Origin of the sequence: Actinophytocola sp. (assembly GCF_045807065.1) — a bacterium.
Classification (GTDB): Bacteria; Actinomycetota; Actinomycetes; order Mycobacteriales; family Pseudonocardiaceae; genus Actinophytocola.
Map to the genome: position 1 here is coordinate 1 of NZ_JBJMIE010000336.1, position 19,619 is coordinate 19,619.

A 19,619-nucleotide genomic window follows, 5' to 3' on the forward strand; every position below is an offset into this window, starting at 1 on the left:
AGATCTCGCGGACCCTCGGAGCGATCGTCGCGTAGCGGTTGCTCGGCAGATCGGGGAAGAGATGGTGCTCGATCTGGAAGGACAGATTGCCGGTCATGAAGTGCAACAGTTTGTTTCCGCTTATGTTGGCCGACCCGAGCATCTGCCGCAGGTACCACTCGCCACGGGTTTCGCCGTCGATCGACTTCTTCTCGTAGGTCTGCACGCCTTCGGGAAAGTGTCCGCACATGATGACCGAGTGTGTCCAGAGGTTGCGGACGAGGTTGGCCGCGACGTTCGCCGTCAGCGTGGTCAGCGCCGACGGGCCGGACAGCAGCGGGTGCACGACGTAGTCCTTGGTCATCTGCTGCCGGATCTTCTTCAGCGTCTGCTTCACACTCGCGCGGAACCCGGGGTCGGCGCGGCGCTTCCTGGACTTCAGGTTCTTGCCGAGCTCGAGGTCGTAGGCCGCGATGCCGTACTCGAAGAAGCACGCGTTGAGGAGGTTCCACAGCGGCTGCGCGAGGTAGAACGGCACCCAGCGCTGGTCCTCGTCGACCCGCATGATGCCGTAGCCGAGGTCGTTGTCCTTGCCGACGACATTGGTGTACGTGTGGTGCAGCTCGTTGTGCGAGTGCTTCCACTGCTCGGCAGGCGAAGCGTGGTCCCACTCCCACGTGGTCGAGTGGATCTTCGGGTCACGCATCCAGTCCCACTGGCCGTGCATGACGTTGTGCCCGATCTCCATGTTCTCGATGATCTTGGCGACCGCCAGGCCCGCGGTCCCGAGGAACCAGGCCGGCGGGAACAGCGAAGCGAGCAGCACCGCACGGCTGCCCAGCTCGAGCTTGCGTTGCATGTCGATGACCTTGCGGATGTACGCCGCGTCCGCCGCGCCCCGAGAATCCACAATGGACTGTCTGATCGCGTCCAGCTCCACGCCGAGCGACTCGATGTCCTCGGGCGTCAGATGTGCGATCGGGTTGTCGGACTTCTTCTGCAGAACGGTCATGATGGTTCCTCAGTGGTCGATGTCGCAGGCGCCGGCGGCCGCGGAGACACAGGTCTGGATCGGGACGCCGCCGCTGCCGGACTCGTGTGGTGTCGCGGTGGTGATCTCGCCGGTGCGCAGGTCGCGCACGGCGCCCTCGCGCATCGGCAGCACACAGCCGTAACAGATGCCCATCCGGCACCCGGACGGCATCAGGACGCCGGCGGCCTCTGCGGCGTCCAGGATCGGCGTCGCGCCGCCGGCCTCGACGGTCGTCCCGGCGCGGGTGAAGGTGACCGTGCCACCGTCGCCCGCGACCACGACGGTCGCGCGGAACCGCTCGGTCGTGATGCGGTCGGGCACGCCGTGAGACTCCCAGTGCGCCTCGAGCGCGTCGAGCATCCCGGTCGGGCCGCACGCCCAGGTCCGGCGCTGCGCGAAGTCGGGGACCAGGTCCGCCAGTTCGGCGACGGCCAGCATGCCGTCGACATCGGTGTGCCGCTCGATCAGGGTGAGCCGGCCGTCGGCGGCCATCGCGCGCAGCTCGGCGCCGAAGATGACGTCGGCCGCGGTCGGCGCGGAGTGTAGGAGCACGACGTCCGCGAGCTCGTCGACAGCGTTGCGGAGCATGCCCATCACCGGGGTGATGCCGCTGCCCGCGGTGACGAAGAGGCAGCGCGGCGGGCGCGTCGCCGGCAGCGTGAACTCGCCGGTGGCCTGGTCGAGCTGGATCACGGTACCCACGCGGGCATGCCGGACCAGGTGGTTGCTCACCACGCCGTCCGGGATGGCCTTGACGGTGATCGTCAGGCACCCGTCGGCTCGGTCGGTGCGTGAGGTGACCGAGTAGGCCCGCCACTGCCGCACCCCGTCGACGTCGACGCCGACCCGCACGTACTGCCCAGGAAGGTGGCCGGCCCAGCCCCGGCCGGTGCGGATCGTCACCGTGACGGCGTCGCGGGTCTCCGGCTCGACGGCGACGATGCGACCGCGGAGGCCGGCGCCGGACCGCAGCGGGTCGAAGAGATCGACGTAGTCCGCGGGCAGGAGCGGTGTGGTCGCTCGCGCGGCCAGCCGGGCCACCCGGCCCAGCAGCGACCCGGCGCGGGTCGGTACAGCGGTGCTCATGTGTCCATCGTGTCTTGTCGTCAGGGGTAAAGTCCTGACCGTGAGGCGTGAATCCAGGTGTTAATGTTGTGCGGAGAGAACAGTTCATGGCTTCTGAGGTGACCCGTGCCACTGCGCGCGGCGCCATTACGCTCCACCTCGACGACCACGTCGTCCGGGCGCTGCGCGAGCAGCTGCCGGAGGTGGCCACCCGCACGGTCGCCGCCGTGACGGCCGAGGTGCCCGGCTACACCGGCGCGTTGAGCGGCCCGATGGGCGCCAACATCGAAGCGGCGGTGCAGATGGCGCTCGCGGGTTTCCTCAAACTCGCCGCCGGAGCCAGGGACGCCGACCCGAGCACCCCTGTCGGCCCGACCCTCGACGGCGCTTACGACCTCGGCCGCGGCGAGGCCCGCAACGGCCGCACGATGGACGCCCTGCTCGCCGCCTATCGGGTGGGCGCGCGGGTGGCGTGGCGGGAGCTGGCCGCCCCCGCGGCGCGGGCCGGCGTCGAGGCCACCACCATGGCGCAGTTCGCCGAGCTGGTGTTCGCCTACATCGACGAGCTGTCCGCCGCCAGCGCCGCGGGACACACTGACGAGCTGTCCACGAGCGGCCGGGTCCGCGAACGTTACCGCGAGCGGCTGGGCCAGCACCTGCTCGCCGGCGCACGCGAGGACCTGCTCGTCGCGGCGGCCGAACGCGCGGACTGGCCGCTGCCCACGACCCTCACGGCTGTGCTGGTTTCCCCGGCACAGGTCCGCGGTGTGCTCGCGTCACTCGGGCCGGACACCCTCGTCGTCGGCGAGGACCTACCGGGCGCGGGACCGCTCTCGCTGCTGCTGGTCCCCGAAGTGGACGGGACCGGCCGACAGCACCTGATCCGAGTGCTCACCGGCCGGCAAGCCGTCGTCGGCCCGCCCCGGCCGTGGCCGCGGGCCCGGCTGTCGTACGACCGAGCCGCTCGCGCGGCGACGTTGTTCACCACCCCCACATCCGACGGCCGGCCGGTGGACAGCGAGGACCATCTCGCCGAGCTGGTCATCACCGCGGACCCGGACGCACTCCACGACCTGCGCGCGCGAGTCCTCGCGCCACTCAACGGCATGCGACCCGCGACCAGAGAACGCCTCGAAGCGACACTGCGGTCGTGGCTTCTGCATCAGGGCCGCCGGGACGCCGTAGCGGCCGAGCTACACGTGCACCCACAGACGGTGCGCTACCGGATGGGCCAACTACGCGACCTGTACGGCGACCAACTCGACGCCCCCACGACAGTCTTCGATCTCCTGCTCGCACTACCGAACGTCCGGACAAGCGACCGCTGAGTGGGGGTCTATCCCGAACACGAGATAGACCCCCGACGTGGATGTACGTCGTCCTGGGTGTGTTCAGCCTCGGCGCGGTCCTGACCGCGACGATCCTCCTCCACGGGCGCCGAACGGGCTCGCGGCTACCGCGTTCCCCGGTGCCGACACCGGCCTGACGAGTCGGGCGGCACCGGCCCGAGCGCGGCGGTCAGGGCTGCGGGCGGTAGGACAGGTACACCACGCCGTTGTCGTAGGTCTCGCTCGCCGCGAGGGTCAGCTTGCTCGACTTGGCCTCCGGGGGGAACAGGCGGGGGCCCTCGCTGCGGGTGACGGGGTAGACGAACAGGTGCAGGGCGTCGACCAGGCCGTCGGCGAGGAGGGCGCGGACCAGGGTGCCGCTGCCGCTCACGTACAGGTCGCCGACCTGCTCCTTCAGGGAGCGAATCGCGGCGGCGTCGTAGGCGCCGATGACCGTCGAGTTGTGCCAGGTCGGGTTGGTCAGGGTGCCCGAGACCACGTACTTGGTGGTGTCGTTGAAGAACGGGGCGCCCGGGTCGTCCTCGACGGTGCGCGTCGACCAGGCCGGGGCGAACATCTCGTAGGTGATGCGGCCCAGCAGGATGCCTCGGGCACGGCCGGTGGTGGCGCCGATGACCTCCCCCATCTTCGGGTCGAAGCCGTACTCGGCCGCCCACACCGGGGCGTCGATCACGCCGTCGAGGGCCATGAACTCGTGTACGTGGATCTCGCCCACCCGGCACCTCCGTCGATCGGAGCGCCAGGATAGTTCAGCGTCTCGAACACCCCTGCCACCGCCGTCCACACGATCTCGGCGCTCACCGGTGCCGGGACCATCGGGACGTGGCGGTCACCGAGCGCCGTCGACACCTCGCGCACCAGCCGGTCGGTGTCGCCGCCGTGGCTGGCGCCGCGCGCGATCCACTCACCCATGGCTCTCGCCACGGCCAGGCGGGTCAGGTCGGCGCCCCACTCGAACATGGGCAGTTCCACCGTCAGCGTGGGGATCCCGAGCGCGTGCTCGACGTAGCGGCCCGCGCAGCTGGTCTCCCGCACACCGATCCGCACCGGCGGGAAGTACGCGTACGTGCGCTCGTCCAGCACCGTCGTCCACGCCGCGCCCAGGGCAGGTGCGTCCGGGTACGCCTCCCTCAGCCGCCGCGTCACCGCGGGCCACGGCCGGTTCGCGTACAGGTACGGGGCGACCGCGCCGACGTCGTTGTGCACCAGCACGAACGCGTCGGGGCGCAGCACCCGCAGCTGGGCGTGCAGCCACCGGGCGCGGTACTGCGCGGGGGTCACCGGGTCGGCGCAGTGGGCGAACTCCGCCTGCTCCGCCAGCGGCTGCAGGTAGCCGCCCCGCGCGTAACCGACCGGGTCGGTCGGCACCCGGAAGTCGTACGGCGGCGGGTCGATCGGGCCGATGGGGGCGATCCGGCCGGGCCCCCGGTAGCCCGGCAGGGTCGAGGTGAACGCGGTACCCAGTGGCTCGTTCGCGTGCGGCAGGACGCCCACGGCGACCAGCGGGCCGCCGGAGCCGAAGACGCCCGACGGCACCGACCAGGAGTACCGCGCCTCACCAGATGCTGTAGCCACCGTCGACCACCAGCACGTGCCCCGTCACGTGGTCGGACATGGCCGACGCCAGGAACAGCAGCGGGCCGTCGAGCGCGTCCGCCGGGCCGACCGCGCCGGTCGGCATGAACCGGCGCACGAAGCTCTGCCCCACCTCGGAGTCGAAGTACCCGGCGTTCTTCGGTCCGGCGAGGTAGCCCGGCGCCAGCACGTTGCACTGCACGCCCCGGCCCGCGTACTCCAGCGCGATCGACTTCGTGAAGCCGATCAGCGACGCCTTCGCCGCCGCGTACGCCGCCACCGTCGGCACCGGGTGCAGGCCGAGCACCGACGACAGGTTGATCACCTTGCCGCGCCGCCGGTCCGCCATGCCCGGGGCGTAAGCCCGGCACATCCGGAACGCGGTCCGCAGGTTGATCTCGAGCATCCGGTCCAGGTCCTCGTCGCCCGTGTCCGCGAGGACCAGGGACGTGCCGGCGCCGACGTTGTTGACCAGCACGTCGACCTCGGGGAACGCCTCGACGACGCGGTCCACGAAGGACTGTCGGGTGAGGTCGCCGGTGATCTCGTCGGCGATGGCGCCGGAGGCCAGCAGCGCGGACAGGTCGTTGCGGTCCACGCCGACGACCTTCGCGCCGGCGGCGGTGAACGCCGCGGCCGCGGACTGGCCCACCGCGCCGGCCGCGCCGGTCAGCAGGACCGTCCGTCCCTCCAGGGTGGCTGGGTTCATACCGTCTCCAGGTGTCTCGAAAGGCGCGTGGACATGGCGGCCCCGGCGGCCGCGAACAACACGGCGCACAGCACGGCCAGGCCGCCGGGGCCGGTCGAGGCGGTGAGCACGCCGACGAACGGCGCCAGCACCGCGAAGCCCAGGTTGCGGCTGGTGGTCACGATGCTCATCGCGCTCGCCTCGCCGTGGCCGCGCAGGTCGTCGAGCACGCGCGCGCGGAACCGCGGCAGCAGCCGGGCCTGCGCGGCCTGCACGACCACGGCGGCGGCCAGCACCAGGGCGACCCACGAGGACGCCAGCGCCGCGGCGGCGACGACGGCGAGGGCCACGCTCACCCGCAGCGACCACTGGGCGGGGAGCACGAGCGCGGCGGTGGACGCGGCAAGCGCGACACCGGCCGCCGCCACCCCCACCAGGCCCTCCCCCAGCCCGGCACGCACGTAGTACACCGGCGTGAGGTACAGCAGCACCGCGAACGCCGTGCCCACCAGGATCATCGCGACCAGGTCCACCGAAAGTCCCGGCGTGCCGCGGACGCCACGCGCGAGCCCGCGCAACCGCACCCGCAGCGACACTCGGTCCACATCGGACGGTGAGCGGACGTCGGGTGTGCACGCCAGGACCATCACCGCGGCCAGCTGTGCGGCGGCGGTCGCGAGGAAGGTCCAGCGCATCCCGATGAGCGACAGCGCGCTCGCGCTCGTGAGGACCAGCGCCGTCGTGGCGAGCTGCAGTGACTGGAAGACCCGTTCGCGCGCCTCGAAGGCGTCGGCCCGGCCGGCGGCCCGCTGCACGCCGGCCGCCAGCGCCGCGTCCGCACCCATGGTGAGCGCGGTCGCCGCGGCGAAGAGTGGTTGCGTGGCCCAGAAGACGGCCGCCGAGGGCGCCACGCCCAGCAGGGCCGCCGCGCCGCCCTGCAGGAGTGCGCCGAGGATCAGCGCCTGGCGTGGCCCGATGCGGTCGGCGAGGTGCCCGGCCGGCAGGTCGAGCAGCACGATCAGCAACGCGAAGAACGCCTCGATCGCCAGCAGCAGCGACAGCGAGATGTCCACCGAGGACGCGTAGAGCACGAGGTAGGGCACGAAGAAGTAGCCGCCGAGCAACAGCCGCGCGGTCTGGACCTTCGCCAGGCCCGGCGCGGTGGTCATCGGCCGTTCGGGGACAGCAGGTCCCACGTGCCGGGCTCGTCGACGTCGAGCCAGATCAGCTCCTGGTAGATCCGCTTGTAGTACGCGCAGTGCTCGGACTCGCGGTCGAGGCGCTTGAAGTGCGTGTAGCTCTTGTGGACGCAGCCGCCGTGGCAGAACTGCTTCCACGTGCACGTCGAGCACTCGTCGATCTCCTCGACGTGCCGGTCGCGCAGCTTCTCGACGACCGGCGAGGTGTCGATGGCCGTGCGGATGTCGGTCTCGGCGAGGTTGCCGATGACGAACTCCTCCTTGCCGACCATCTCCTCGCACGGGTAGAGGTCGCCGTTGGTGTCGACGGTGATCATGTTGACACCGGCACCGCACGGGTTCCGCATGCACATGTACTCGCGCCGGAACGACCGCAGGGAGCCGAGCTCGCCGGCGAGCAGGTTGGCGAGCGGCACGACCTTCTCGCCGCGCCGGGCCCGCTCGGCGACGTGGCGGACGACCGAGAAGTAGGACTCGAAGTAGCGGTCGCCGGTCAGCCACTCCTCCTCGCCCGCGTTCCCGGACTGGAACACCGGCAGGAACCGGATGCTGGCGACGTCGAGCGCGGCCATCGAGTCGTACATCTCGACGATGCGGTCGGTGTTGCCCGCGTGCACGACGCACACGGCGTGCACCGCGATCCCCTTGTCCTGCAGGCGCTTGATGCCGGTGACGACCCCCTTGTAGGAGCCCTTGCCCCGGTGGTCGACGCGGAACTCGTCATGCATCTCGGGCGTGCCGTCGAGCGAGACGCGGACGGAGAAGCGGTGCTCGGCGAGGAAGTCGCAGACCTTCTCGCTGAGGTAGAAGCCGTTGGTCTGGATGGAGAAGACGACCTTCTTGGCCGCCTTCGCGTACACGTCCTTGGCGTAGGCCACGACCTTCTGGATGTCCTTGAAGGCCATGGTCGGCTCGCCGCCGTGGAACTCCAGGCTCGTCATGGGGGTCGGCAGGGCGACCAGCTCGTCGACGGCCTTGAGCATGAGGTCGAGGGACAGCTGCTTGCGCGGCACGCCGTCCTCGATGGTGTAGCAGTAGGTGCAGGCGAGGTTGCACCAGTTGTGGACGTGGAAGATGCCCAGCGTCGGGTAGGTGTTCACGACGTTCTTGGGCGCGATGAGCTGGAGTCCCTCGACCCGGGTGGACGAGGTGCCCACGCCCGCGCCGTCGAGCGTGACGACCCCGCGCTGGAACAGCTCCGCGATCCGCGCCGGCTCGATGCCGGCGACGTCCGCGACCGTGGTCGCGTCGGACAGGCTCCGCAGGATGTCCACCTCGGACACGTCGTCGGTGACCACCCAGCCACCGTTCGCCGGGGAGACCACGAGCGTGTGCGCTCCCCGCTCCTCGAAACGAAGCTCGTCGGCGGGTGCGACGTGAGTGTCCGCCGTCAGTGACACGCGCACGGTCTGTCTCCTTCTTCCCGGTCCGTCACACATGCTTGCCGGAGTGCGTCCACTGTGGACGCACCCCGGCGCAGCGAATCAGGTCGCGACCCACTGGGCGGCGACCACCTCCTCGGACTCCTGGACCTCGATCTCGATCATCTGACTGCACCTCCTCCGGGTGAAGTTCTCATCCGCTGACGGTGACAACGCTAAGCCACCGATCTTGCGGAATTCCCGTCGCGGAGTTGTCATCAGCTGGTACCGCAGGTCAGGCCGGGTGAAATGGCCTATTGACCGGCTCGCAATACCTGAATGAGACGGCTCATGGCTTCTCGGCCGACCGGCATGACCGCCCTGGGCGCCTTGCTGTCCCGAACGGCCGCGAGATCTCCGCGCACCTCCACACAGTCGCCACCCGAACCGGAGTGACTGGACTTACGCCACGTCATCGCACCTCCCGCATGATTGATGTCAACACCGTCGAGCTTTCCAGATTGGAAAGGGCGACGCGAGCCAACAGCTCGAGCTTCGCGGTGTAATGACGAGCCTGCTCATTCAACAGGTAGACACCTCCTTCCGCGACCTCGACGTTCACGACGGGCGATATGCTCGGGAAGGTCATGTAGAGCCAGCTGTGGCTGAGCAGGCCGTGCGGACGACGGTCCGGGAGGATGCGAACCGAGATACCGCGTTCCGGTGCGCCCAGCAGGTGTTCGAGTTGCTCACAATGGGCCTTGCGTCCCCCGAACGGAATACGCAACGCGGTCTCGCAGATATACGCCGTGTAGTCGATGGCGCCGAGGATCTGCTGCCGGCGCCGCCGCGCGAGCCAGCGCAGTTGCGCGTCCTCCTCGGTGATGCCGTCCGACAGCATGAGCCCCATCGCGTAGGCCTCGACCTGCAGCAGGCCGGGGACGAGCGCGACGGCCCAACTGGTCAGGCCGTTGGCCTCCGCAGCGTAGCTGGCCAGGACGCCCATCTCCTCGGGGACGCCGGGAAGCGGGCGGTCCCACCAACCCGACGAGTCGACCGAGCGGGCGTCCTGGATTATCGCGTCGCGGTCGGGCGGCGGCAGCTGGTAGGCGGTCACCATGGTCGCGACCTCCTCACTGGTGATGTCCCGGGTCCCGTTCTCGGTGCGGGACAGGGTGGCCGCCGACCACCCCAGCAACCGGGCGGCCGCCTCCAGGGACAACTCGGTGCGCTCCTTCCTGATCGCCCGCAGACGCGCACCGATGCGCCTGTTCCGCGGTTTCGGCTGCCCACGATCACTACTCACGACAATTCCCGCCCTTTCCGTACCGGAAAGCATCAGCGCTTTTCCGAAAGCGAGCATAACGTGCTCAACAACGAGGGCTATGCCCAATACGGAAACGACAAGATTCGGAAATACCAGTGAACTACATACGCACAGACCAATACGCCTGCGTCGACCGCGGCTGCCCCATGAGGACGGACATGCACCCGGCGGACGACGTCGTCGAGATCGCCCTCGGCGAGGCCCGCTTCGGAAACTCCGCGCTGCGCCTGGTCTTCGACGACCCGGACACCTGCCTACGCCTGACCGAGGCCCTGCACGACGCCAGCAACCGCCTCACCGCCCACCTCCACGCGAAACGGCACCCCGGTCCGGCGCTGTCCCACATGGACATGTTGGTCTAGCAAAACGAAGGACGCTTTCCTCACATCGACGGTGAGGAAAGCGCCCTTCAACGCAACCGGCTCGGGGCCGGACTGTCAGGCGGCCTGGACCCAGTCGGTGAACGCGGACAGGTCCGGCAGTACGATCGTGGCGAAGGCGCGCACCAGGAAATCGCCGGTTTCACCCGTGATCGCCACCACCGTCGCGCCGCCGCGGCGGGCGGTCTGCAGTTCGGCGGCCGCGTCGGTCACGCTCTCGCGGGTCGGCAGTACCGCGACGCACACCTGGCTGCCCGCGGCCAGGTCGACCAGGCGGTGGAACTCCTCGACGCGGTCCGTGCCCGCCGGGGCCGACGCGCGGTACCACGTCTCCACCGGGTCGTGGACCACCGCGTGCGGTTCCCGGGCGCGGATCGCCTCGGCGAGGCGGCGGCGCAGCGGCCGGTCGGCGACACCGTGGCGCACGCCGTGCGTCAGGCCGGCCAGGTAGTAGGCGCGCCGGACCGACGGCACGCCGGCCCGCATCCGCATCCGGTACTCGGTGAAGTCCACCACGGTCCCGCTCATGCTGCCGCCCTCTCGGTCGATGCCGGCGTGTACTCGTAGAAGCCGCGGCCGGACTTCTTGCCCAGCAGCCCCGCCGACACCATGCGCGCGAGCAGCGGCGGGGCCGCGTAGTGCGGCTCCCGGTACTCACGGTAGAGCGACTCGCTGATGGCCTGGACGATATCCAGTCCAATCAGGTCGGCCAGGCCGAACGGACCCATCGGGTGCGCGCAGCCGAGCTTCATCGCCTTGTCGATGTCGACCATCGACGCCACGCCCGACTCGTACACGCGGATCGCCGACAGCAGGTACGGGATCAACAGGGCGTTCACCACGAAACCGGACCGGTCCTCGGTGCGGACGACCTGCTTGCCGAGCACCTCGGTCACGAACGCCTCGGCGGTCGCGACGGTCGACTCCTCGGTCAGCACCGAGCCGACCAGCTCGACCAGCGGCAGGACGGTGACCGGGTTGAAGAAGTGCGTGCCGACCACCTTGCCCGGCCGGTCGGTGACCCGCCCGAGCTGCACGATCGGGAACGACGACGTGTTCGAGCCGAGGATCGCGTCGGGGTCGACGACCACCTTGTCCAGGGTCGCGAACACGTCCAGCTTCACCGACTCCTGCTCGGGGCCGGCCTCGATGACGAACTGGCGGTCGGCGAAGTCGACGAGGTTCGCGGTGAACGACAGCCGGGACAGCGCGGCGTCCCGGTCGGCCTCGGACAGCTTGCCCTTGCGGACCTTGCCGTCCAGGGCGGTCACGAGCCTGCCGCGACCGTCCGCGATCCGGCTCGGTCGCGACACCGCAACGAGCACCTCGAGCCCGGCCCGGGCGCACACCTCCGCGAGGCCGGCGCCCATGACACCACAGCCGACGATGCCGACGCGTCGGATCCTGTTCATAGAAGCATCACTTCCCACTGTGTTGAACTGGTCGCTGCGCTCATCCCCCACCCACCTCCCCTGCCCACTTCGGCGGCCGCCGTCCGTCGTCGTGGGTCGACGCACTTCCCGCGCCGAGCCCGCTTCTCGGTCAGTCCGGCGGGAGCCCCGACGCCTCGCTCCCGCGCGCGGCCCAGCGCAGCAGGCACGCGCCCATGGAGATGCCGCCGCCGAAGCCGAGCAGCAGGACGAGGTCGCCGTCCGCCAGCCCGCCGGCGCGGTTCGCCACGTCGAGCGTCACCGGGATCGCGGCGCTGCCGACGTTGCCGTACTTCTCGACGGTGCGGTGGGTCCGCGCACCGCCGAGCCCGCACCGCTCGACGAGCCGCTCCAGCAGCACGCCGTTCGCCTGGTGGGGCACGACGTGGGCGACCTCGTCGGCGCTCACACCCGCGCGGGCCAGCAGCTTGTCCACGAACGGCGGCACCTCGTGCAGGACGATCTCGGTGACGTCCCGGCCGGCCATGCGGAAGTAGTGGCCGCCGTCCGCGAGGGTCTTCTGCGACGCCGGGTACCGGCTGCCGCCCGCCTCGACGCGGATGAGGCCGTGCGCGTCGCCGCGGCTCGCCAGGTCGAAGTCGATCATCCCGCGGGAGGGCGGCACCGCGCCGACCACGGCCGCACCGGCGCCGTCGCCGAACAGGACGGCCGTGCGCCGGTCGTCGAAGTCGAGGATGCGGGAGTACAGGTCCGCGCCGACGACCAGCGCGTGCGCGCCCGGCCGGTTGGCGACGAGGCCGCGGGCCAGCACGAGCGCGTGCGCGAAGCCCGCGCACACGGCGTTGACGTCGAAGCACGCCGCCCCGTACGCGCGGAGCGCGTCCTGCACCAGGCACGCGGTCGGCGGCTGCGGGAAGTCGGGGGTCGAGGTCGACACGATGAGGTAGTCGACGCGGTCGACCGAGAGGCCGGCGTGGCGGAGCGCGGCCGCCGCGGCCCGCGCCGCGAGGTCCGAGGTCGCCTCGCCGGGCGGGGCGAACCGGCGCGCCCGGATCGCGGTCTTGCGTTCGATCCACTCCGCGGTGGCGCCGGGGACACGCCGGGCGAGCTCGGCGTTGGTCACCGTCCATTCCGGCAGGTACGAACCGGTCCCGAGGATTCCGATGGACACCGCAGCCTCCTGGCGTGGAAGTCACCTCATGGTGCATCGCACGCGGAGCGGCACGCAATCAACGGCATCCGAGAATGGACCGGGGAATGACCGGAGAATGGGTGTGGTGTGGACTGTTGCGACAACCCTCCACAGTGGACTAGGCGTATGCCGGCACCTGGATGGAGGCATGGTGGTCGAGGATCCGGCGCTGGAGCGCCTGCAGTTCCGGGCCCGGCTCGATGCCCAGGCCGCCGACGAGCGCGACCCTGGTGCGGCGGTAGACGTTGAGCGCGTCGACCTGGCGGCCCGACCGGTACAGCGCCAGCATGAACTGCTGGCACAACCGCTCCCGCAGCGGCTCGGCCGCGGTCAGCACCTCCAGTTCCGGGGTGATCTCGCGGTGCCGGCCGCACCGCAGCTCGGCGTCGAAGCAGTCCTCCAGCGCGCTGAGCCGCTCGTCCTCGACAGCGCTCAGCTCCGACCACTCGATGCCGGACTCGGCGAGGTCGGCCAGCGCCCGCCCGCGCCAGAGGCCGAGTGCCTCGCGGAGCAGGTGCGCGCCGCGGGCGGGTGCGCCGGACGCCATCGCGTCGCGTCCTTTGTGGACCAATGACCGGAACAGGTGCATGTCCACGTCCTCCGGCTCGATCCGCAGCTGGTAGCCGGGCGCGTGGGTGACCAGCTCGGCCGAGCAGCCGGTTCCGGCGGCGGCCAGCATCCGGCGGATCGCCGACACGGCGTTCTGCACCATCTTGCGCGCGGTCGACGGGGCCTGCCCGTCCCACAGCGCGTCCAGCATCCGGCTGTTGGGCACCACCTGGTTGGCGTGCAGGAGGAGGTAGCCGAGAACGGCGCGTTGCTTGACGCCACCGAGGTCGACCGGCGTCGTGCCGTCGGTGACGGCCAACGATCCGAGCACGAGGAATTTCATGGCTGTAGCTCTTCCCGGCCAAAGGTCTGAGAATTCATGGTCACACGTGCGGTCACTGCCAGGGAACCCCTTCACCCGGACGCCGGCAACGCCGACCGGGATATCCGATGATCGCTCCCGGCACAGGAAAACCCAGGTCCCGACGGGTAGCACGGCGATGCTCATGAAGAACACACACCGCCACCGTGAGGCGCTGAGGGAGAAGTCAGGCAATATCCCACGGGGGCGGGTGATGTCCGCACTGGCCGGTCACGATCTCCGGCCGGAGAATTCTCGGGTAGCGACACCGGAATCCAGATGGAGGAACAACCAATCATGGTCACACCCATATCGCGGGCCTCGTCCAAGAAGTCGGGTGCACTGGATCCGGCGTTCCTGCAGGAGTGGGCCGACCGCAACCTCGCGGCCTGGGACGCCCTGGACGCCGAGGCCGTCGCGGACACGTGCACCGACGACGTCGTCTGGCTCGACCCCAGCGTGCCGTTCCCGATCCGCGGCCGCAAGGAGCTGGTGAAGTTCATCAACGCCCTCGCGACCTCGTACCCGGACCTCAAGGTCACGCGCGTGAGCGAGCCCATCCCCTCCCCGGTCGAGCAGCTCGGCATCGCCCGCTACACCATGACCGGCACGCTGACGCGGAACTGGCCGTACACCAACATGGCCGCGACCGGGCAGTCGATGAGCGTCCGGTGCATCGACGAGTGGCGGTTCCGCGACGGACTGCTGGCGCACAACGTCACCATCTACGACTGCCTGTACACCGCTCGCCAGCTCGGGATCGTGCCGCCGCCGGGGAGCATCGGGTCGAAGATCATGAACAGGGTCCAGCACATCCGGGCCCGCAAGCTGCGGGAGCAGGCGGCCTGCCCGGCGTGCGGGTACCAGAAGAAGCACCGGCACTGAGGGAGTGGGCATGAAACTCGTGGGTCGGACGGTGTTGATCACGGGTGCCTCCGGGGGCATCGGGGAGGCCGTGGCCCGTGCCGCGCACGCCCGAGGGGCGACCGTGCTGCTCGTCGCCCGCGGGGAGGCGAAGCTCAAGGCGCTGTCGGCCGAGCTGGGGTTGCGTGCGCACGCGTACCCGTGTGACGTCAGCGACCCGTCGGCCATCGAGTCGCTCGCGGCCACGGTCCGGGACGCTGGGCACTCGGTCGACGTGCTGGTGAACAACGCCGGCGCCGGGCGGTGGGTGTCCATCGAGGACGCCTCGCCCGAGGAGCTGCTGTCCATGGCGCAGGTGCCGTACGTGGCCGCGCTGCTCATGACGCGGGCGTTCGTCGGTGAGATGATCGATCGGCGGTCCGGGCGGATCGTGACGGTGAACTCCGGGGTGTCGCGGGCGGTCTGGCCCGGGGCGGTGGGGTACGCCAGTGCCCGGTGGGCGTTGCGGGGGCTCGACCTGGCGTTGAAGAGCGATCTGCGGGGCACCGGGGTCGGCGTGACCGAGGTGGTGCTCGGCACGGTCAGCAGCGACTACTTCACGAACAACCCGGGATCCGAGGAGGCACTGCCGAAGATCGCGCGGATGGTGCCGACCATCACGCCCACGGACGCCGCGCGGGCCATCTGCCGCGGGATCGAGCGTGGCCGGGGGACGGTCATCCCGACCGGGCAGCTCAAGTGGGTCGCCTGGTCCAGCCAGCACATGCCGCGGATGAACCACTTCATGCTCTGGCTGACCGGAGCCCGCCGCTCCGCCCGGCGACGGACTCCGGTCAGCCCTGCCCCAACCAGCTGATCCACCTCCCGCGACTCCCCCAACCCGCGTGTCCAACGAAAATGTCCGGTGAGTTCAACGAAACGTGACGGCACGTTTCGTTGAACTCGCCGGACTGGAGCGTTGGACACGCGGGTTTTGGGCGTTGGACACGCGGGTTTGGGGTGTTGGACACGCGTTACTTGAGGCGGAGGGTCTTCAGGAGTTTGTAGATCTTGGTTACCTGGTTGGCCTGTTGTTCGTGCGTGGCGCCCGGCTTGGGGTCGAAGCCGATGCCGTGCTGGCTCGCGACGATCTGCACGTCGCACAGCGACAGGAGGCCCTGTTCGCCGTGGCGGCGGCCGTAGCCGGACGCCTTGCGGCCGCCCATGGGGGCGTCGTAGGAGATGTGGGTGGAGACGTAGCCCTCGTTGATGTTCACCGCGCCCGACCTGATCGACGCGGCAAGGCGGTGGGCGTGGGCCAGGTCCTGGGTCCAGATGCTGGCGTTGAGGCCGTACCTGGTGTCGTTGGCCAGCCGGACCGCCTCGTCGGTGTCGGTGAACGGGAACACCGACACCACCGGGCCGAACGTCTCCTCGGTGAACACCTCACAGGCCGGAGTGACACCCGTGAGCACGGTCGGCTCGAAGAAGTACGGGCCGAGATCCGGCCGGTGCCGGCCGCCTGCCTCGACCGTCGCGCCGTTGGCCTTCGCGTTCTCGACGTGGCGGACGGTCTTGTCCAGCTGGCGCTGGTGGCTCAGGGACCCGATGTCGTGGGCGAAGTCGAAACCGCCGCCGATCCGCATCGCGCGGGTGTGCTCGACCAGGCGGGACAGGAACTCGTCGTAGCGGGTGTGGTGCACGTAGATCCGCTCGGCGCACAGGCACATCTGCCCGCCGCTGACGAACGCGGCGCGGGCCAGGGCGGGCACGGCCCGGTCGAGGTCGGCGTCGGCCAGGACCAGGGCCGGGTTCTTGCCGCCCAGCTGCAGGGTCGCGCCGATCAGGCGTTCGGCCGCCGCCACCGCGATGCGTTGGCCCGCCTCGTTCCCGCCGGTGAAGCACACGTGGTCGGCGCCGTCGAGCAGCGCCTGGCCGATCTCGGCGGGCTCGCCGACGACGATCTGCCACAGGCCGGCGGGGAGACCGGCCCTGACCATCAGCTCACGCGCCAGCAGCGGCGCCAGCGCGGTCTGCGTGTCCGGCTTGAACACCACCGCGTTGCCGGCCACCAGGGCGGGGATCACGTCGCAGATCCCGTCCGAGATCGGGTAGTTGAACGGCGAGATCACCGACACGACACCCTTGGGGTGGCGCAGCTCGGTCACGCGGGTGGCGAACGGGAGTCCGCCCTTCCTGCGGCGCGGCGCGAGGATCCGCGGCGCGTTGCGCCCGTAGTACAGCGCCATGCCGGCGACGTCGACCGTCTCCTCGAAGGCCACGAAGCGGGTCTTGCCCGTCTGCGCCTGGATGAGATCGATCAGCTGCCGGTTGCGCAGTACGAGGTCGTGGTAACGCACGAAGACCTTCGCCCGCTGCGCAGGCGACGCGGCGGCCCAGCGGGTCTGGGCCGCCCGCGCCCTGGCGAACGCGAGGTCGACGTCGGCCGGCGTCGACGTGGGCATCTCGACCAGCGGCTCACCGGTCCACGGCGCGTACGCCGTCACGGTCGGGCCGGTACCGGTCAGCTGCGCGGCGAGGTGCCGGGTGAAGGTCTCGGGGAGCAGCGGCGTGGTGCTGGGTGCGAATGTCACGTGTCTTCGTCCTTCGGGAGCGGTGACGAGCGCCGAATTTTCGTCCTCTTTTCTTGAGTAGAACGTGGTTTTCTCGTCCGGTGCTCTTTCCCTGCATGACACGTCCTTGAATTCGGCCGGTCCGCCCGTTCCCGCGGATCACGCTCTCGCGGCGGCGGCGGCCTTCTTCTCGGCGGGGTTGGGTGCCAGACCGAGCTCGACCAGGCTGTAGGCGGTGTCGAGGATGGTCTCCCGCGCCGGCCGCAGCGTCCAGCCCAGCTCGCGGCGCGCCTTCTCGGAGCTGACCAGCTCGTGCCGGCCGAGGTGGTCGGCCGCGGCGCGCAGGGACGGGTCGAACCAGCCCACCACGCGGGCGAACCACCCCGGCAGCTCGCCGGTCGGCACGCGGTAGCCGCGCGGGTTGAACTCCTCGGCCAGCACGGCCGCGACGTCCCGCATCCACAGGTGTTCGCCGGCCACGATGTACCGGTTCCCGCCCGCCGCCGGGGTTTCCAGCGCGAGCCGGTGCGCGGCCGCGAGGTCGCGCACGTCGACCACCGCGAAGCCCATCGGCGGTGACGCCGGCACCGCGCGGTTCAGCAGCCGCCTGATGACCTGGACGGACGTGCCGACCGACGGGGTGGACAGCGGACCGAGCACTATGCCGGGGGTGAGCGTCACGAGGTCGAGCCCCGACTGACCCGCGAAGTCCCAGGCCGCCAACTCGGCCAGCGTCTTGCTCCTGGTGTACGGGGTGCAGCGGGGAAGCAGCGCCCAGTCCGCCTCGGTGCGCACCGGCCCGTTGGGGTGCCCGCTGCTGACCGCGAGGAGCGAGGACGTCATCACCACCCGCTGGACGCCGGCGTTCGCGGCGGCCCGCAGCACGCGCAGCGTTCCGTCGACGGCGGGCCTGATCAACTCGTCCTCGGTCCGGGGCATGTGAGCCGGGAACGGCGACGCGACGTGCAGCACGTAGTCGCAGCCCTCGACCGCGGCCGCCCACCCGTCGTCGCGGGAGAGGTCGGCGTTGACCACGTCGTCCAACCCCCCGACGGGTTTTCTCGCGGTGCCCCGGACCGTGTAGCCGTGCCGCCGCAGCTCGGCGAGCACGTGCCCCGCCACGAACCCGGACGCACCGGTAACCAACACTCGCTTGGACATCTTCCACTCCCTGGGGTTCACGTCGTCATCCGGCCAGTCTGTCCACATCGGACGGAAGTCGCCCGCTCAGGTACGCGACGAGCGACGCCAGGTCCGGATGGTCGAAGATCAGCGTCGGCGGCAGGGCGAGCGACGTGGCCGCGGACAGCCGGTTGCGCAGCTCGACCGAGGCGAGCGAGTCGAAGCCCAGTTCGTCGAAGCGCCGTTCGATGTCCACCTCGTCGGCCGCGCCGAACCCGAGCGCGGCCGCGACCTCGGCGGTGACCAGCTCCACCAGGGCGTCCTCACGGGCCGCGCCGGTCAGTCCGCCGAGGACCTCCGCCCACGGCCTGTTGGCGGTCGCGCGCTCGCCGGCGTTGCGGCGGGTGGTGCGCACGAGGCCGCGGAACAGCGGCGGGCAGCCGCCGCCGAGCGCGGCGAGTGCCGTCGTGTCGAGCTTGAGCGGCACCACGCTGTCCCGTTCGGACAGCAGCGCGGCGTCGAAGCGGGCCATGCCCTCCTGCTCGGACAGGGTGAGGAAGCCGGACCGGGCCATCCGGGAGCGCTCGACGTCGCCGAGCTTGCCGGCCATGCCGGCGGACAGCGACCACGGGCCCCAGGCCAGCGACACCGCCGGCAGGCCGCGTGCGCGGCGGTGTGCGGCGAGCGCGTCGAGGAAGGCGTTGGCGGCGGCGTAGTTCGCCTGGCCGGGGTTGCCGAGCACGCCGGCCAGCGAGGAGAACAGCACGAACGCCGTGAGGTCGAGTTCCTGGGTGAGTTCGTGCAGGTTCCAGGCGGCGTCGACCTTCGGGCGCAGCACGGTGTCGACCCGGTCGGGGGTGAGCGCGGAGAGCACGCCGTCGTCGGTGACGCCGGCGGTGTGGATCACCGCGGTCAGCGGGTGCTCGGCCGGGATCGCGGCCAGGACGTTGGCGAGCGCGTCGCGGTCGGCGGCGTCGCAGGCCGCGATCGTGACGGTGGCGCCGAGTTCGGTCAGCTCGGCGGCCAGTTCGGGCGCGCCCGGGGCGTGCTCGCCGCGGCGGCTGGTGAGCAGCAGGTGGCGCACCTCGTGCGTGGTGACGAGGTGGCGGGCGGTCAGCGCACCCAGCGCGCCGGTGCCGCCGGTGATCAGGACCGTCCCTTCCGGATCGAACACGGTGGCCGGCTCGCCTGGGCGCAGCCGCGTCAACCGGCCCAGGTGGGCGGTGCCGTCGCGGACGACGATCTGCTGTTCGGCGCTGGTGAGGAGGCCGGGCAGCAGGTGGCGGTCCTCATCGCTGGCGTCGACGAGGACGATGCGGCCGGGGTTCTCGGACTGGGCGGAGCGGACCAGGCCGACGACGGCGGCGGCGGGCAGGTCGGTGACCGGCTCGCCGGTCAGTCCCTGCGCGCCGTTGGTCCGGACCACGAGCCGGGCACTGGACAGGCGTTCCTCGCTCGACCAGGTCCGCAGCGCGTGCAGGACCTCGTGGGTGGCCCGCCGGGTCGCCCCGGCCACGTCGGTGCCGGTGTCGCCGCGGACGTCGAGGACGATCGCGTCCGGCGTCCCGGCGACCTCGCCGATCCCGGCCGGGGTGGTCTCGGCGATGGTCAGCGCGGGTGCGGTGGTGGCGG

General features: G+C 70.7%; 20 protein-coding genes. 4 read left to right on the forward strand and 16 right to left on the reverse strand.

Going from position 1 to position 19,619, the window contains the following annotated elements; translation table 11 throughout:
• Positions 1-991 (reverse strand): fatty acid desaturase family protein (locus ACJ73U_RS19385; RefSeq protein WP_407779060.1); only part of this gene is annotated, 991 nt, incomplete at its 3' end.
• Between the two features lie 9 nt (positions 992-1,000).
• The gene (locus ACJ73U_RS19390; protein ID WP_407779061.1) at positions 1,001-2,098 is read right to left on the reverse strand and encodes a ferredoxin reductase; all 1,098 of its coding nucleotides are present in this window, start codon (positions 2,096-2,098) and stop codon (positions 1,001-1,003) included.
• Between the two features lie 86 nt (positions 2,099-2,184).
• Here ACJ73U_RS19390 and ACJ73U_RS19395 point away from each other — a divergent pair, with 86 nt between their 5' ends.
• Entirely contained in the window at positions 2,185-3,405 is a 1,221-nt protein-coding gene (locus ACJ73U_RS19395) for a PucR family transcriptional regulator (protein WP_407779062.1), read from the forward strand.
• Positions 3,406-3,595: 190 nt separating this feature from the next.
• Here the strand turns inward: ACJ73U_RS19395 and ACJ73U_RS19400 are convergent, their stop codons facing one another.
• The 7 genes from ACJ73U_RS19400 to ACJ73U_RS19430 all read right to left on the reverse strand — a co-directional run bounded on the left by ACJ73U_RS19400 (position 3,596) and on the right by ACJ73U_RS19430 (position 9,642).
• The gene (locus ACJ73U_RS19400; protein WP_407779063.1) at positions 3,596-4,141 is read right to left on the reverse strand and encodes a dihydrofolate reductase family protein; all 546 of its coding nucleotides are present in this window, start codon (positions 4,139-4,141) and stop codon (positions 3,596-3,598) included.
• Complete coding sequence (locus tag ACJ73U_RS19405; RefSeq protein WP_407779064.1) at positions 4,096-5,001, reverse strand: hypothetical protein; 906 nt, start codon at positions 4,999-5,001, stop codon at positions 4,096-4,098. The genes ACJ73U_RS19400 and ACJ73U_RS19405 overlap by 46 nt, the downstream gene beginning before the upstream one ends.
• Positions 4,982-5,710: an SDR family NAD(P)-dependent oxidoreductase gene (locus tag ACJ73U_RS19410; protein WP_407779065.1), complete on the reverse strand. Its 729-nt coding sequence runs from the start codon at positions 5,708-5,710 to the stop codon at positions 4,982-4,984. The genes ACJ73U_RS19405 and ACJ73U_RS19410 overlap by 20 nt, the downstream gene beginning before the upstream one ends.
• On the reverse strand, positions 5,707-6,858 hold the full coding sequence (locus tag ACJ73U_RS19415; RefSeq protein ID WP_407779066.1) for an MFS transporter: 1,152 nt from the start codon (positions 6,856-6,858) through the stop codon (positions 5,707-5,709). The genes ACJ73U_RS19410 and ACJ73U_RS19415 overlap by 4 nt, the downstream gene beginning before the upstream one ends.
• Positions 6,855-8,294 carry a radical SAM protein gene (locus ACJ73U_RS19420; RefSeq protein WP_407779067.1) on the reverse strand — a complete coding sequence of 480 codons (1,440 nt, stop codon included), beginning with the start codon at positions 8,292-8,294 and terminating at the stop codon, positions 6,855-6,857. Before ACJ73U_RS19420 ends, ACJ73U_RS19415 begins: the two co-directional genes overlap by 4 nt.
• 269 nt (positions 8,295-8,563) lie before the next feature.
• Positions 8,564-8,725 carry a DUF397 domain-containing protein gene (locus ACJ73U_RS19425; protein WP_407779068.1) on the reverse strand — a complete coding sequence of 54 codons (162 nt, stop codon included), beginning with the start codon at positions 8,723-8,725 and terminating at the stop codon, positions 8,564-8,566.
• The gene (locus ACJ73U_RS19430; protein ID WP_407779069.1) at positions 8,722-9,642 is read right to left on the reverse strand and encodes a helix-turn-helix domain-containing protein; all 921 of its coding nucleotides are present in this window, start codon (positions 9,640-9,642) and stop codon (positions 8,722-8,724) included. The genes ACJ73U_RS19425 and ACJ73U_RS19430 overlap by 4 nt, the downstream gene beginning before the upstream one ends.
• Positions 9,643-9,722: 80 nt before the next feature.
• Between ACJ73U_RS19430 and ACJ73U_RS19435 the strand changes: the two genes are divergently transcribed.
• Positions 9,723-9,938 carry a hypothetical protein gene (locus ACJ73U_RS19435; protein WP_407779070.1) on the forward strand — a complete coding sequence of 72 codons (216 nt, stop codon included), beginning with the start codon at positions 9,723-9,725 and terminating at the stop codon, positions 9,936-9,938.
• Between the two features lie 75 nt (positions 9,939-10,013).
• On the opposite strand, the gene ACJ73U_RS19440 is transcribed toward ACJ73U_RS19435, so the two are convergent.
• The 4 genes from ACJ73U_RS19440 to ACJ73U_RS19455 all read right to left on the reverse strand — a co-directional run bounded on the left by ACJ73U_RS19440 (position 10,014) and on the right by ACJ73U_RS19455 (position 13,431).
• Complete coding sequence (locus ACJ73U_RS19440) at positions 10,014-10,484, reverse strand: hypothetical protein (RefSeq protein WP_407779071.1); 471 nt, start codon at positions 10,482-10,484, stop codon at positions 10,014-10,016.
• On the reverse strand, positions 10,481-11,368 hold the full coding sequence (locus tag ACJ73U_RS19445; protein ID WP_407779072.1) for a 3-hydroxybutyryl-CoA dehydrogenase: 888 nt from the start codon (positions 11,366-11,368) through the stop codon (positions 10,481-10,483). Before ACJ73U_RS19445 ends, ACJ73U_RS19440 begins: the two co-directional genes overlap by 4 nt.
• Before the next feature lie 130 nt (positions 11,369-11,498).
• Entirely contained in the window at positions 11,499-12,518 is a 1,020-nt protein-coding gene (locus ACJ73U_RS19450) for a 3-oxoacyl-ACP synthase III family protein (protein WP_407779073.1), read from the reverse strand.
• 139 nt (positions 12,519-12,657) lie between these two features.
• Entirely contained in the window at positions 12,658-13,431 is a 774-nt protein-coding gene (locus ACJ73U_RS19455) for a BTAD domain-containing putative transcriptional regulator (RefSeq protein WP_407779074.1), read from the reverse strand.
• 315 nt (positions 13,432-13,746) lie between these two features.
• Between ACJ73U_RS19455 and ACJ73U_RS19460 the strand changes: the two genes are divergently transcribed.
• Positions 13,747-14,334, forward strand: a complete 588-nt coding sequence (locus ACJ73U_RS19460; protein ID WP_407779075.1) for an ester cyclase — start codon at positions 13,747-13,749, stop codon at positions 14,332-14,334.
• Between the two features lie 10 nt (positions 14,335-14,344).
• Positions 14,345-15,169, forward strand: coding sequence for an SDR family NAD(P)-dependent oxidoreductase (locus ACJ73U_RS19465; protein WP_407779076.1), 825 nt, complete (start codon positions 14,345-14,347; stop codon positions 15,167-15,169).
• 157 nt (positions 15,170-15,326) lie between these two features.
• Here ACJ73U_RS19465 and ACJ73U_RS19470 read toward each other — a convergent pair whose 3' ends face one another.
• The 3 genes from ACJ73U_RS19470 to ACJ73U_RS19480 all read right to left on the reverse strand — a co-directional run.
• Entirely contained in the window at positions 15,327-16,886 is a 1,560-nt protein-coding gene (locus tag ACJ73U_RS19470; RefSeq protein ID WP_407779077.1) for a succinic semialdehyde dehydrogenase, read from the reverse strand.
• Positions 16,887-17,024: 138 nt separating this feature from the next.
• Positions 17,025-18,026, reverse strand: a complete 1,002-nt coding sequence (locus ACJ73U_RS19475) for an NAD-dependent epimerase/dehydratase family protein (protein ID WP_407779078.1) — start codon at positions 18,024-18,026, stop codon at positions 17,025-17,027.
• A gap of 25 nt (positions 18,027-18,051) precedes the next feature.
• The coding region (locus tag ACJ73U_RS19480; RefSeq protein ID WP_407779079.1) for a type I polyketide synthase at positions 18,052-19,619 on the reverse strand (1,568 nt) is incomplete at its 5' end.

What these genes read in the sequence shown, in the direction of transcription:
- ACJ73U_RS19440 (WP_407779071.1), bottom strand. Translation starts at nt 10,484, where the DNA reads ATGAGCGGGACCGTGGTGGACTTCACCGAGTACCGGATGCGGATGCGG.
- ACJ73U_RS19395 (WP_407779062.1), top strand. Translation starts at nt 2,185, where the DNA reads ATGGCTTCTGAGGTGACCCGTGCCACTGCGCGCGGCGCCATTACGCTC.
- ACJ73U_RS19415 (WP_407779066.1), bottom strand. Translation starts at nt 6,858, where the DNA reads ATGACCACCGCGCCGGGCCTGGCGAAGGTCCAGACCGCGCGGCTGTTG.
- ACJ73U_RS19435 (WP_407779070.1), top strand. Translation starts at nt 9,723, where the DNA reads ATGAGGACGGACATGCACCCGGCGGACGACGTCGTCGAGATCGCCCTC.
- ACJ73U_RS19390 (WP_407779061.1), bottom strand. Translation starts at nt 2,098, where the DNA reads ATGAGCACCGCTGTACCGACCCGCGCCGGGTCGCTGCTGGGCCGGGTG.
- ACJ73U_RS19445 (WP_407779072.1), bottom strand. Translation starts at nt 11,368, where the DNA reads ATGAACAGGATCCGACGCGTCGGCATCGTCGGCTGTGGTGTCATGGGC.
- ACJ73U_RS19460 (WP_407779075.1), top strand. Translation starts at nt 13,747, where the DNA reads ATGGTCACACCCATATCGCGGGCCTCGTCCAAGAAGTCGGGTGCACTG.
- ACJ73U_RS19410 (WP_407779065.1), bottom strand. Translation starts at nt 5,710, where the DNA reads ATGAACCCAGCCACCCTGGAGGGACGGACGGTCCTGCTGACCGGCGCG.
- ACJ73U_RS19425 (WP_407779068.1), bottom strand. Translation starts at nt 8,725, where the DNA reads ATGACGTGGCGTAAGTCCAGTCACTCCGGTTCGGGTGGCGACTGTGTG.
- ACJ73U_RS19475 (WP_407779078.1), bottom strand. Translation starts at nt 18,026, where the DNA reads ATGTCCAAGCGAGTGTTGGTTACCGGTGCGTCCGGGTTCGTGGCGGGG.
- ACJ73U_RS19455 (WP_407779074.1), bottom strand. Translation starts at nt 13,431, where the DNA reads ATGAAATTCCTCGTGCTCGGATCGTTGGCCGTCACCGACGGCACGACG.
- ACJ73U_RS19465 (WP_407779076.1), top strand. Translation starts at nt 14,345, where the DNA reads ATGAAACTCGTGGGTCGGACGGTGTTGATCACGGGTGCCTCCGGGGGC.